Genomic DNA, 11,814 nt, shown 5'->3' with positions numbered 1-11,814 from the left:
TCAGTCTGTCCCGTCTATCGGGAGACGACACCGAGGTAGCCGTCCAGTCCGTCGATCATGCGGACGCGGCGGTCGAACCACTCGCGGCCGCCGTCGAGCGGGTGGCGGTGGCGGGCGTCGTCGACGTCCGCGGTGAGCAGCACCGTCGTGGGGACGGGGCCGAACTGGTCGACGCGGTCGGCGACCCAGCCAGAGGAAGGCTCGGAGAGCACGACGTCCTGTCCGGGGAACGCGGCGAGGTCGCCGAACTCGTCGTCGTAGTCGCGGTTCGGGTCGGGGAACCGGTAGAGCCGCTGGAAGCGGTCGAGTGCGGCCTCCAGATCCGGCACCGCGAGCACGACACAGTCGACGCCGGAGACGGGTGCACCGAAGTTGTCGGCGTCCGGCACCCGGTACTCGCGCGGAGTGCGGTCGCTCACGAGGAACGGGAGCAGGTGGCGGTCGTCGGGGTCGAGGAACGCCGAGTCCCACTCGACAGTCGTTCCGTCGGGACGCTCCCGGCGACCCCGGCTGGGGCCGTGGATTTCGACGTCGTGGTCGATCAGCCGCTGGCACTCGGCGTGGACGCTCCCGGTCTCCACACACCAGTCACTCGGCCCGGCGAGGGGGTCGGCGGCGTCGAAGAACTCGCCCCACCAGCCTGTCTCGGCCTGGGTGGGCGCGACGAGTTCGACGTACGAGCCGTCCGGGAAGACGAGCATCGACATCTCCGTGCCGGCACCGGGGTGTTCGCCGCCGTACCTGGGGTCGAACCCCGCCGTCTCGAACCGCTCGACGAGAGCGTCGAGCGACGCCCCCGTGAACGGCACGTGGTCGATGACCGGTCGCATGCCCCGCGGTAGACGGTAGGCCGGGATAAGCCTGCGGCCCGTTCGGGGCGGCGAATGTCGGTCGCGTTCCGGAACCTCTGTAACCTCCCGGGCCACACGCCGGGGTATGACGACGACTTCGAGCGCGCCGGGGAAGGTCTACCTCTTCGGCGAGCACGCCGTCGTGTACGGGGAGCCGGCGGTGCCGTGTGCCATCGAGCGTCGGGCACACGTCACGGTCTCCGAGCGCGACGATGACCGCCTCCGGGTGTCGGCCGGCGACCTCTCTATCGACGGATTCACCGTGGAGTACAGCGGTGCCACCGACGACGCGCCCGACGTCGACGTGCCCGCGCCGATCGTGGAGGCCGCGATGGGGTACGTGGACGAGGCCGTCGAGCAGGCCCGGGACGCCGCCAACGCGCCCGGTGCTGGCTTCGACGTGGAAATCGACAGCGAGATTCCGCTCGGAGCGGGTCTCGGTTCGTCGGCGGCCGTGGTGGTAGCCGGCATCGACGCCGCCACGAGAGAGCTCGGCGTCCACATCGACGCTCGCGAACTCGCCGACCGCGCGTACCAGGTCGAGCACGAGGTCCAGGACGGCCAGGCGTCCCGCGCCGACACGTTCTGCTCGGCGATGGGTGGCGCTGTCCGGGTGGAAGGCGACGACTGTACGACTATCGGCGCTCCGGACTTGCCGTTCGTCGTCGGCTACGACGGCACCAGCCACGACACCGGCGAACTCGTCGCGGGCGTCGGCGCGCTCCGCGAGGAGTTCGGCTTCGCCGCCGACACCGTCTCGGCCATCGGCGACCTCGTCCGGCGCGGCGAGGCGGCGCTCGCGGACGGCGACGTGGAGACGCTCGGCCGACTGATGGACGTCAATCACGGCCTGCTGTCCGCGCTCGGCGTCTCGGCCCGGACACTCGACAACATGGTGTGGGCCGCCCGGGACGGCGGCGCGGTCGGCGCGAAGCTCACGGGCGCGGGCGGCGGCGGCTCCATAGTCGCGCTCGACGACGGCGACGGTGCCGAGACTGCGCTGTCGCTGACGCCGGACTGCGAGGAGGCGTTCCGCGCCGAACTCGCCGAGGAGGGCGTACGCGCCGAATGACCGTCATTCTCAAGCTCGGCGGCAGCGTCGTCACCGAGAAAGACCAGCCGGAGACGGTCGCCGACGACCGGCTCGCCGACCTCGCCACAGCAGTCGCGGACAGCGACGTTTCGGACCTCGTCGTCGTCCACGGCGGCGGGAGCTTCGGCCACCCGCACGCCGCCGAGCACTGCGTCTCCAGCACCGACGGCACCCGAGACCCCGAGGCCGTCCGTGACATCGCCGCAGCGATGGAGACACTCAACCGCGCGGTCGTCGGCGCGCTCGCGGACGCTGGCATCCCCGCCGTCCCCGTCCACCCGTTCTCCACCGGCTTCCGCGATACGGACGGCGACCTCCACCTCCCCACCGACCAGGTCGCCGCGATGCTCGACGAGGGCTTCGTTCCCGTACTCCACGGCGACGTGCTGACCACGGCCGGACAGGGAGCCACCATCGTCTCGGGCGACGACCTCGTCAGCGCGCTCGCAACTGCCCTCGCCGCCGACCGCGTCGGCCTCTGCTCGACGGTTCCCGGCGTCCTCGACGCGGACGGCGACGTCGTCCCCGAAATCACAGCGTTCGAGGACGCCGCCGACGCGCTCGGTGAGAGCGACGCAACCGACGTCACTGGCGGCATGGCTGCCAAGGTCCGCGCACTCCTCGACCTCGGCTCGCCAGCCTTCGTGTTCGGTCCCGACGCCCTCGACGCCTTCCTCGCCGGCGACGACGCCGGCACCCGCATCCGCGGCTGAACCGCGGTCACTCGAACCGCTGCTTCTGGCTGCACGTCGGGGCGCTCGCGGGTCGCTGCGCTCGCCGCTCGCTAGAACGTGGCCTCGCTGCGCTCGGCCACGCAATCCCCGCTGTTTTTAACAGCGGGCCGCATACGCCCAGCCAAGCAAGACGTCGCGGGCGGCAACGCCCCGGCAGCCGACGGCTGTAAGACGCCGCGGTCCGCCGCGGCCAGTCCGCGACTGTTTCGAGACGCGCGAAAACGCGGGTTTCAGTGCTTCAGAACTATGGAAATCGAAATTGCCACAATCGGCGGCTACGAGGAGGTCGGACGGCAGATGACTGCCGTCCGCGCGGGAGAGGACATCGTCATCTTCGACATGGGCCTCAATCTCTCGCAGGTCCTCATCCACGACAACGTGGAGACAGAGAAGATGCACAGCCTCGACCTGATCGACATGGGTGCCATTCCGGACGACCGCGTCATGTCCGACCTCGAGGGCGACGTGAAGGCTATCGTGCCGACGCACGGCCACCTCGACCACATCGGTGCCATCTCGAAGCTCGCACACCGCTACGACGCGCCCATCGTGGGCAGCCCGTTCACCATCGAGCTCGTGAAGGGCGAAATCGAGAGCGAGCAGAAGTTCGGCGTCGAGAACGACCTCGTGAAGATGGAGGCCGGCGGCACGATGCCCATCGGTGACGACTGCGAGCTCGAGTTCGTTCACGTCACGCACTCCATCATCGGGGCCATCAACCCCGTCCTCCACACGCCCGAGGGCGCTGTCGTCTACGGCCTCGACAAACGCATCGACCACGACCCCGTCCTCGAGGACCCCATCGACATGGACCGGTTCAAGGAGATCGGCCGCGAGGGCGAGGGTGTCCTCTGCTACATCGAGGACTGCACCAACGCCGGCCGGAAGGGCCGCACACCCTCCGAGAGTACGGCGCGACGCCACCTCAAAGACGTTCTAACGAGCGTCGAGGACTACGACGGCGGCATCATCGCGACGACGTTCTCCAGCCACATCTCCCGGGTCTCCTCCATCGTGGAGTTCGCCAAGGAGATCGGCCGCGAGCCCATCCTGCTCGGTCGCTCGATGGAGCGGTACTCGGGCACCGCCGAACGCATGGGTCGCGTGAACTTCCCCGACGACCTCGGGATGTTCGGCCACCGGAAGTCCGTCGACCGCGCGTTCAAGCGCGTCATGAACGAGGGCAAGGAGAACTTCCTCCCTATCGTCACCGGTCACCAGGGCGAGCCGCGCGCGATGCTCACCCGGATGGCTCGCGGCGAGACGCCGTACGACATCGAGAACGGTGACAAGGTCATCTTCTCGGCGAGCGTCATCCCGGAGCCGACCAACAAGGGCCAGCGCTACCAGAGCGAACAGCTCCTCCGGATGCAGGGAGCCCGCATCTACGACGAAATCCACGTCTCCGGCCACCTCCGCGAGGAGGGCCACTACCAGATGCTGCAGGCGCTCCAGCCCCAGCACCTCATCCCCGCCCACCAGGACATGGCCGGGATGGCCCCGTACACGAAGCTCGCGAAGAGCCAGGGGTACAAGGTCGGCCGTGACCTGCACATGACGGAGAACGGCAACACCATCCAGCTCGTCGAGTAGATGTCCCAGGAAGCCCGCGAACAGGCGGTGCTCGCCGCGGTCCGCGAGCGCCGGCAGCAGGTCAACGACGCCATCGACGAGGACCTCCCGATGGCCGAGCCCGAGCGGCTCTACGAGGCCTCCCGGTACATCCTCGAAGCCGGCGGGAAGCGGCTGCGGCCGGCGGTCCTGCTGTTGACGGCGGAGGCGCTGTCCGACGTCGACGCAGCGGACGCCGAGTATCGGGCGTTCCCGGACCTGAACGACGGCGAGGTCGACGTGATGTCCGCAGCGGTGTCCATCGAGGTCATCCAGTCGTTCACGCTCATCCACGACGACATCATGGACGACGACGACCTGCGGCGGGGCGTACCCGCGGTCCACCGCGAGTACGACACCGAGACGGCGATTCTCGCCGGTGACACGCTGTACTCGAAGGCGTTCGAGATTATGCTCCAGACCGGCGCGCCGCCGGAGCGAACCCTCCGTGCGGTGCAGACGCTCGCGGAGACCTGCACCCACATCTGCGAGGGGCAGGCGCTGGACATCGACTTCGAGACCCGCGGCGACGTCGTCACCGACGAGTACCTCGACATGGTGGAGTTGAAGACCGCGGTGCTGTACGCCGCGGCCGCGACGCTCCCCGCGCTCCTCCTCTCGGCCGACGAGGAGACCATCGAGGCGCTGTACAACTACGGCGTGAAGGTCGGGCAGGCGTTCCAGATTCAGGACGACGTCCTCGACCTCACTGTTCCCTCGGAGGAACTCGGCAAGCAGCGCGGCTCCGATCTGGCCGAACACAAGAAGACCATCATCACGCTGCACGCCGAGGAGCACGGCGTGGACGTCGAGGGGCTGCTGGACGCCGACGACCCCGAGGACGTCACCGACGCGGAGGTCGAAGCCGCCGTCCAGCGACTCCGAGATGTCGGCAGTATCCAGTACGCGAGCGACCTCGCCGAGGACCTCGTCGCGGAGGGCAAGGCCCACCTCGACGTCCTCCCGGAGAACGAGGCCCGCCACCGGCTGGAGCAGATTGCGGACTACCTCATCGAACGCGGCTATTAGCGCACTCTGTCCGGGGGTCGCCGCGGACGACCGCCGTTCCCTGCTGGGCGCTCCGGCGAGCGACCCGAAATTTTAGTGACGCGTCGAGAGTACTGCGTGACGTGACAAACCGATACAACGAGTACCTGAAGCGACGGCCGTATCCCGGTGGGCTCGTCTTCGTCGGGCTGGTCCTCGTCGGGACGCTGGTGTGGGCGGTACTCGTGCAGTCGTCCGAATCGGTGTCGGAAGTCGTCGGTGACTCGGGGCTCTGGGTCGCGCTGCTCGTGCTCGCGCCGCTGTTGTACGTGACGTACGTCGCTGCGGCGCGACCGAACCAGTAGTCAGACCGGTCCGTGCAGGCGGGCACTCGGGTCGGGGTAGCCGCTCACTTCGCGTCGGTACCTCAGTCTGGATGCGCTCGAATCCAGCGGGATTTTCACCCCTCGGCGTGGAGTCGGTGGTATGGACGACGAACTCCGCGAGCGGGTCCGCCGGGCGGCAGAGCGGGCCGCACTGTTCAACGCCCTGAAACACGGGAGCGACGCACAGGTCGGGGCCATCATGGGGCCGATGATGGGAGAGAATCCCGAGTTCCGGGAGCACGGCGACGAGATTCCCGGCGTCATCGCGCCGGTCATCGAGGACGTCAACGGGATGAGCGACGAGACGAAGCGAGAGCGCCTCGCCGAACTCGCGCCCGAGGACGTCGAGGAGCTGGAGAGCGAGGACGAGGAAGACGACCAGCTGCTGCCGGACCTCCCGAACGCCGAGGAGTACGACGAGATTCGGATGCGGTGTGCGCCGAATCCGAACGGCCCCTGGCACCTCGGGAGCGCGCGGATGCCCGCCGTCATCGGGACGTACAAGGAGATGTACGACGGCTGGATGCTCGTCCGGTTCGACGACACCGACCCGGAGACGAAGCGTCCGCTGGACTGGGCGTACGACCAGATTCTCGACGACCTCGACTATCTCGGGTTCGAGGCGGACCGCGTCATCAAGGCCAGCGACCGCGTCGAGACGTACTACGAGCACGCCCGCCGACTCATCGGGAAGGGCGGCGCGTACACGTGTAGCTGTCCGGGGGAGGAGTTCTCCGAGCTGAAGAACAGCGGGGAGGCCTGCCCGCACCGCGAGAAGGACCCGGAGACGGTCGCCGAGGAGTTCGAGGCGATGGTCGACGGCGAGTACGACTCCGGGGAGATGGTGCTCCGAATCAAGACCGATATCGAGCACAAGAACCCCGCGCTCCGGGACTGGGTGGCGTTCCGCATGGTCGACACCCCGCACCCGCGCGAGGAGGCCAGCGAGTACCGCTGCTGGCCGATGCTGGACTTCCAGTCGGGCGTCGACGACCACCTGACGGGCGTCACGCACATCATCCGCGGCATCGACCTCCAGGACTCCGCGAAGCGCCAGCGGTTCCTCTACGACTACTTCGACTGGGAGTACCCCGAGGTGCTGCACTGGGGGCACGTCCAGCTCGACGCCTACGACGTGAAGATGTCGACGTCGACCATCAAGGAGCTCGTCGCCGACGGCGTGCTCGACGGCTGGGACGACCCACGTGCGCCGACCGTGATGAGCGTGCAGCGCCGCGGCATCCGCGGCGAGGCGGTCGTGGACGCAATGACGGAACTCGGTACGTCCTCGTCGGACGTCGACCTCTCGATGTCCTCTGTGTACGCGAACAACCGCGAGCTCGTCGACGACGAGGCACCGCGGCAGTTCCTCGTCCGCGACGGCTTCGAGGCCCGTGGCGACGGGAACGAGGAGTCCTACGAGGCCGTCGAGGTCCCGGTCGACGGCGGCCCGGACGAGGCCACGCCGCAGGTCCACCCCGAGCACCCGGACCGCGGCGACCGCGAGATTCCGGTCGGCGACAGCGTGCTGGTAGAGGCCGCCGACCTGCCCGCCGAGGGCGACCGCGTCTGGTTGAAGGCCTACGGGCCGGTGCGCTACGACGGCGAGCGCTTCGAGTACCTCGACGCGGACATCGACATCGTCCGCAAGGAGGGCGTCGACGTCGTCCACTGGGTGCCCGCCGACGACAACGTCGAGGTTCGGCTGCGCACGATGGACGGTGACGCGACCGGCTACGCCGAGCCCGGGTTCGTCGACCGGGCACCAGACACCGTCGTGCAGTTCGTTCGCATCGGATTCGCGCGCGTCGACAGCCACACTCCCGAGGAGTCGGTGGCGTACTACACGCACCCGTAGTCAGAGGAACTGCACCCAGAGCACGGCTCCGAGTACGACGGCGGTCAACACGACCTGCATCCCGGCCGACGCGACGACGCCGACCGTCGCGTAGGCGGCGCGGCGCGCGCTCGCTTCGGCGTCCCGGTTCGCCCGGAATTCGACGGCGAAGACGGTGCCCGCCACGCCGAGCAGGAGACCGAGCGGGCCGCCGGGGAACAGCAACACGAACCCGACGAGTCCTGCGAGTATCGACGTTCGCGTGTCGACGCCGCTGGCGCGCGCGCCGACGAATCCCGCCAGCCAGTCGACGGCGACGGCGAGCACCGAGACGCCGACGAGCGCGGCGAGCAACAGCGGCCCGGGCTGGCCGGTCTGCCACCAGTAGACGAGCAGGCCGACGAAGGAGAGCGCGCCGCTCGGGAGCAGCGGGAGGACGCTGCCGGCCACGCCGAGGACGAGCAGGGCGAGCGCGGCGGCGACCAGGAGGTCCATGCAGAGAGACGGGGAGCCGGCGGCTTCAGCGTGGCGGCAGGGTCGGCGGCGGTCAGTTCTCGAACCGACGGAGCTCCTCGCGGGCCGCCTCCGTGCCGTACTCGGCGACGAGCGGCCGGAGGGCGTCGCCGAGCGCGCGCATCGCCTGGCTCGTCGAGTGGTAGCGCAGGCGGTCTGCGAGGTCGTCCCAGAGCCGGGATTGCAGGAGCTTCCCGACGAGCAGGCGTTCTTCGTCCGCTGAGAGCAGGTCTGCGTCGCCGGCGACGAGGTGGCGGACGGCCAGTTTCCGGAACGGTCCCGGGTCGACACCGTACATTCCCGGCCCGTGGGCGGCCCCGGCGACTACCCGCCAGTCGCGCTCGCCGAGGTGGAGGTCCGGCGTCGTCGCGCAGGCTCGGAGCGCCGCCCGGGCAACGTCGGCGTCGAGGTCGCGGAGGGCGTCCGAGAGCACGCCCGAGACGCGGTCCGCGAACCAGCCGGCGTGACGGTCGTGCAGTTCGCGGCCCGCCGCGGAGAGCGGGTCGAGCATGATGGCGGAGTACTCGCCGCTGGTGTCGTTGCGCGTCGTGGAGAGCTGGACGGTGCCGTAGCCGTTGGCTGCCCAGAACGACAGCAACTCGGAGGTAGCACCGTAGCCGACGCCGAGCCAGTCCGCGTCGTCTGCGAACTCCTGACGAACCTCCCCGAGCAGGCGCGAGCCGAGCCCCCGCGAGCGGACGGCGGGATGGGTTGCGATGCGCATCACCCGGTAGCCGAACGGGACGGCGGCGTCCTCGTCCCGCAGTTGGCTGGTGAGCACGTCCGGAATCATGTTGCCCTTCACGCGCTCGCCGTCGTACATCGCAGCCCGCAGGTCGGCGTCGAGGCCGCCCTCGCGGGCGAGCAGCGCGACCGACGCGACGTGGCCGTCGACGACCAGCGCGCGCACCGCGAGATTCGGGGCGTCGAGCAGGCGCGCGAGGTCGTCGGGTTCCGTCCGGTAGTGGGCGTAGACGAGCAGCCCGAACACCTCCCGGAGCAGGTGTTCGTCCGCCGCCAAATCCGCGCCCGAGAGCGAGACGTACTCGACGGTCTCGGGAGCCGCGTCGCCGACCAGAGGGTCCACGGCCGGGCGGGCGTCCAGCAGGAGCGCGCGGAACGCCCACGCCTCCACGGGGTCGCCGCCAGAATACCGGATTGGGTCCGAGAGCGACGCCTCGTGAACGTCGTGGTCGGTCTCCGCGAGCCGGTCTCGGAAGCGCACGTCGAAGCCCCGACCGGCACCCTCGTAGCCGTGGACGGTCGTCGTGAACGCCAGTCGCGGACAGTCGAGCAGCGATTCGAGCAGGCGGACGGGAATCGCGGCCGCCTCGTCCGCGAAGACGGCGTCGGGGTCGCCCGGCAGGTCGGCGGCCTCGGGGGGCTTCGCGAACCGGATGCGGCCACCGCCGCTCGTCTCCACGGTGTCGCCGTCGCTCGCGAGGTCGCCCAGACTCCCGAGGAGTTCGCGGGCGCGAGCGAACAGTTCGGCGGCACTCCGGCGGCCGGGTGCGGTGACGAGCACGTCGAGGCCCTCGCGGGCGAGGCAGGCGGCGGCGAGGCCGGCGGCGCTCGACTTCCCGCGGCCGCGGTCGGCGTCCGCGACGACGGCGTGGCCGGGCTCTCGGAGCGACTCGAAGGTCGTGAGAGCGTCCGTCTGGTCGGCGGTCAGACAGGCCTCGTGCGATTCGCGAGGGAAAGCGGCTGATTCGGGTGGGTCGGGGAGTTGCTTCCGAAGTCTGGGCGCGGGGTTCGTGCGGCCGTCGCGAACCAACGTATTGCTGTCGGCGTCGTAGACGGCGATGCCGGGGTGCGCGCGTAGGGTCTCGACGAACCGGCGGCGGAATCGGCCGGTCACGTCGCGGGTGTCGAACGGCGGGACAGCCAGTCCCTCGTCGAAGGCGTCCCGGTGGGCCGGCCAGTCGTCGAGGTTCGGGGTCAGGAGAACGAGGAGGCCGCCGCCGTCGACAGCGCCGACGACGCGCCCGAGTGCGTTCGGCCGACAGTCCTCGTGGCAGTCGAGCACGACGGCTTTCTGGGTCGTGCCGAGCAGCCGGCCGGCGTTCCGCACCGGGACGTGCTCGCAGGCCAGGTCGTCGCTGGTGGAGACGAGACTCGTCTCCGTCAGTGGAATCGGGAGCGCGTCGAGCAGGCGGTCTGCGGCCGCGAGACCGGCGTCCCGGTCGCCCGAGAGGACGACGACGCGGCGCTCGTTCGTTCGCTCGGCCTCGGCCAACAGGTCGCGGGCGGCCGCGGTGTCCATCGACTCCCGATTGGGAAGGGGCGGGCAAGGGCGTTTCGTCCGGGCTGTGCCGGCGTGACACGGCCCGACGGCATTGAAAGCGCTTTTAGGGGAGGGCGACCCAGTGTTGGGATACAGCCTGCGGGGGTCGATGATGCTCCGGGGCCGCACGGATGTCTCTCCGCGGCCCTGAGCGCAAGCCCGTCCGCGGGAATAGGTGAACACAATGCCAGTATACGTAGACTACGACGTCCCAGCAGACCTCCAGGAGCGAGCCCTCGAAGCGCTCGAAGTGGCTCGCGACACCGGTAGCGTGAAGAAAGGAACCAACGAGACGACGAAGGCCGTCGAGCGCGGCAACGCCGACATCGTGTTCGTCGCGGAGGACGTCTCCCCCGAGGAGATCGTCATGCACCTCCCCGAACTCGCCGCCGAGAAGGGCATTCAGGTCGTCTTCGTGGAGACCCAGGACGAGCTCGGTAACGCCGCCGGCCTCGAAGTCGGCTCCGCGGCCGCCGCCGTCGTCGACGCCGGCGACGCCGAGGACGACGTCGAGGACATCTCGACGAAGGTCGAGGACCTGCAGTAACCAATCATGAGTGCAGAGGAATCCGAAGAGGGCGCCACGCCCGCCGAAGTCATCGAGGTCGTCGGCAAGACCGGGATGCACGGCGAGGCGATGCAGGTGAAGTGTCGCATCCAGGAGGGTGGCAACCAGGGCCGCATCATCACGCGGAACGTCCTGGGCCCCGTCCGAGTTGGTGACGTCATCCAGCTCAAGGAGACAGCACGCGAGGCGGACTCCATCGGTGGTCAGTGATGCCTCAGACTCGAAGCTGTGACTACTGTGGGGCTGACATCGAGCCCGGTTCGGGTACGATGTTCGTCCACAACGACGGGAGCACCGTGCACTTCTGTTCGGCGAAGTGCGAGAAGAATGCCGACCTCGGCCGCGAGCCGCGCGACCTCGAGTGGACCGAGGAAGAGGAAGCCCAGGAGGGCAACTAGATGAGCGACCACGACGAGCGCACGTTCGTGATGGTCAAGCCCGACGGCGTCCAGCGCGGGCTCATCGGCGACATCGTCGGCCGGCTCGAAGACAAGGGCCTGAAGATGGTCGGCGGGAAGTTCATGCAGATCAGCGAGGACCTCGCCCACGAGCACTACGGCGAGCACGAGGACAAGCCGTTCTTCGACGGGCTCGTCGAGTTCATCACGTCCGGGCCCGTGTTCGCGATGGTCTGGGAAGGTGCCGACGCCACCCGTCAGGTCCGCCAGATGATGGGTGCGACGGACGCCAAGGAGGCCGCGCCCGGCACCATCCGCGGCGACTACGGGAACGACCTCGGACACAACATCATCCACGGCAGCGACCACGAGGACGAGGGGGCAAACGAGCGCGAGATTGCCCTCTTCTTCGACGACGACGAACTCGTGGACTGGGAGCGCGACGCGTCTGCCTGGGTCTACGAGGACCTCGCGGACCACTGACGACGCGACCCCTTTTTGCGGCAGCGGACAGTCCACCCGCGTAGCTCTGCTTCGGGCTGTCGCAGGCCC

The 11,814-nt window shown here is 69.2% G+C and carries 13 protein-coding genes; 10 read left to right on the top strand and 3 right to left on the bottom strand.

Annotated features, from left to right (window positions below; translation table 11 throughout):
- Positions 1-14 precede the first annotated feature (14 nt).
- Positions 15-830 carry a VOC family protein gene (locus BMW35_RS14495; protein ID WP_245708182.1) on the bottom strand — a complete coding sequence of 272 codons (816 nt, stop codon included), beginning with the start codon at positions 828-830 and terminating at the stop codon, positions 15-17.
- A gap of 106 nt (positions 831-936) precedes the next feature.
- Between BMW35_RS14495 and mvk the strand changes: the two genes are divergently transcribed.
- The 6 genes from mvk to BMW35_RS14465 all read left to right on the top strand — a co-directional run bounded on the left by mvk (position 937) and on the right by BMW35_RS14465 (position 7,520).
- Positions 937-1,923, top strand: coding sequence for a mevalonate kinase (mvk, locus tag BMW35_RS14490; RefSeq protein WP_089670262.1), 987 nt, complete (start codon positions 937-939; stop codon positions 1,921-1,923).
- The gene (locus BMW35_RS14485) at positions 1,920-2,657 is read left to right on the top strand and encodes an isopentenyl phosphate kinase (protein WP_089670261.1); all 738 of its coding nucleotides are present in this window, start codon (positions 1,920-1,922) and stop codon (positions 2,655-2,657) included. Before mvk ends, BMW35_RS14485 begins: the two co-directional genes overlap by 4 nt.
- 267 nt (positions 2,658-2,924) lie before the next feature.
- Entirely contained in the window at positions 2,925-4,271 is a 1,347-nt protein-coding gene (locus BMW35_RS14480; RefSeq protein WP_089670260.1) for a ribonuclease J, read from the top strand.
- Positions 4,272-5,318 (top strand): geranylfarnesyl diphosphate synthase, encoded by a 1,047-nt coding sequence (gene idsA3 / locus BMW35_RS14475; protein WP_089670259.1) that lies wholly within the window; start codon positions 4,272-4,274, stop codon positions 5,316-5,318.
- A gap of 101 nt (positions 5,319-5,419) precedes the next feature.
- A complete protein-coding gene (locus BMW35_RS14470) occupies positions 5,420-5,641 on the top strand; it encodes a hypothetical protein (protein ID WP_089670258.1) in 222 nt (73 codons plus the stop codon).
- Between the two features lie 121 nt (positions 5,642-5,762).
- Entirely contained in the window at positions 5,763-7,520 is a 1,758-nt protein-coding gene (locus tag BMW35_RS14465) for a glutamate--tRNA ligase (protein WP_089670257.1), read from the top strand.
- Here BMW35_RS14465 and BMW35_RS14460 read toward each other — a convergent pair whose 3' ends face one another.
- A complete protein-coding gene (locus BMW35_RS14460) occupies positions 7,521-7,994 on the bottom strand; it encodes a DUF456 domain-containing protein (protein ID WP_089670256.1) in 474 nt (157 codons plus the stop codon).
- A gap of 52 nt (positions 7,995-8,046) precedes the next feature.
- The gene (gene tmcA, locus BMW35_RS14455; RefSeq protein WP_089670255.1) at positions 8,047-10,275 is read right to left on the bottom strand and encodes a tRNA(Met) cytidine acetyltransferase TmcA; all 2,229 of its coding nucleotides are present in this window, start codon (positions 10,273-10,275) and stop codon (positions 8,047-8,049) included.
- Between the two features lie 205 nt (positions 10,276-10,480).
- Between tmcA and rpl7ae the strand changes: the two genes are divergently transcribed.
- Genes rpl7ae through ndk form a run of 4 tightly spaced genes read left to right on the top strand, consistent with a single transcriptional unit; the run spans position 10,481 to position 11,745 of the window.
- Entirely contained in the window at positions 10,481-10,843 is a 363-nt protein-coding gene (rpl7ae, locus tag BMW35_RS14450; protein ID WP_089670254.1) for a 50S ribosomal protein L7Ae, read from the top strand.
- Between the two features lie 6 nt (positions 10,844-10,849).
- Positions 10,850-11,074: a 30S ribosomal protein S28e gene (locus BMW35_RS14445; RefSeq protein WP_010902833.1), complete on the top strand. Its 225-nt coding sequence runs from the start codon at positions 10,850-10,852 to the stop codon at positions 11,072-11,074.
- Positions 11,074-11,262, top strand: coding sequence for a 50S ribosomal protein L24e (locus BMW35_RS14440; RefSeq protein WP_089670253.1), 189 nt, complete (start codon positions 11,074-11,076; stop codon positions 11,260-11,262). Before BMW35_RS14445 ends, BMW35_RS14440 begins: the two co-directional genes overlap by 1 nt.
- On the top strand, positions 11,263-11,745 hold the full coding sequence (gene ndk / locus BMW35_RS14435) for a nucleoside-diphosphate kinase (RefSeq protein ID WP_089670252.1): 483 nt from the start codon (positions 11,263-11,265) through the stop codon (positions 11,743-11,745). It begins immediately after the preceding gene.
- The last annotated feature ends 69 nt before the right edge of the window (positions 11,746-11,814 follow it).

The sequence above is a fragment of the Halobacterium jilantaiense genome, assembly GCF_900110535.1.
GTDB classification, from domain to species: domain Archaea; phylum Halobacteriota; class Halobacteria; order Halobacteriales; family Halobacteriaceae; genus Halobacterium; species Halobacterium jilantaiense.
Note: the sequence above shows the minus strand (reverse complement) of the source record. Positions and strands in the feature narration are given on the sequence as shown.

What these genes read in the sequence shown, in the direction of transcription:
- BMW35_RS14465 (WP_089670257.1), top strand. Translation starts at nt 5,763, where the DNA reads ATGGACGACGAACTCCGCGAGCGGGTCCGCCGGGCGGCAGAGCGGGCC.
- BMW35_RS14495 (WP_245708182.1), bottom strand. Translation starts at nt 830, where the DNA reads ATGCGACCGGTCATCGACCACGTGCCGTTCACGGGGGCGTCGCTCGAC.
- BMW35_RS14440 (WP_089670253.1), top strand. Translation starts at nt 11,074, where the DNA reads ATGCCTCAGACTCGAAGCTGTGACTACTGTGGGGCTGACATCGAGCCC.
- BMW35_RS14460 (WP_089670256.1), bottom strand. Translation starts at nt 7,994, where the DNA reads ATGGACCTCCTGGTCGCCGCCGCGCTCGCCCTGCTCGTCCTCGGCGTG.
- ndk (WP_089670252.1), top strand. Translation starts at nt 11,263, where the DNA reads ATGAGCGACCACGACGAGCGCACGTTCGTGATGGTCAAGCCCGACGGC.
- BMW35_RS14480 (WP_089670260.1), top strand. Translation starts at nt 2,925, where the DNA reads ATGGAAATCGAAATTGCCACAATCGGCGGCTACGAGGAGGTCGGACGG.
- idsA3 (WP_089670259.1), top strand. Translation starts at nt 4,272, where the DNA reads ATGTCCCAGGAAGCCCGCGAACAGGCGGTGCTCGCCGCGGTCCGCGAG.
- BMW35_RS14445 (WP_010902833.1), top strand. Translation starts at nt 10,850, where the DNA reads ATGAGTGCAGAGGAATCCGAAGAGGGCGCCACGCCCGCCGAAGTCATC.
- BMW35_RS14485 (WP_089670261.1), top strand. Translation starts at nt 1,920, where the DNA reads ATGACCGTCATTCTCAAGCTCGGCGGCAGCGTCGTCACCGAGAAAGAC.
- mvk (WP_089670262.1), top strand. Translation starts at nt 937, where the DNA reads ATGACGACGACTTCGAGCGCGCCGGGGAAGGTCTACCTCTTCGGCGAG.
- rpl7ae (WP_089670254.1), top strand. Translation starts at nt 10,481, where the DNA reads ATGCCAGTATACGTAGACTACGACGTCCCAGCAGACCTCCAGGAGCGA.
- tmcA (WP_089670255.1), bottom strand. Translation starts at nt 10,275, where the DNA reads ATGGACACCGCGGCCGCCCGCGACCTGTTGGCCGAGGCCGAGCGAACG.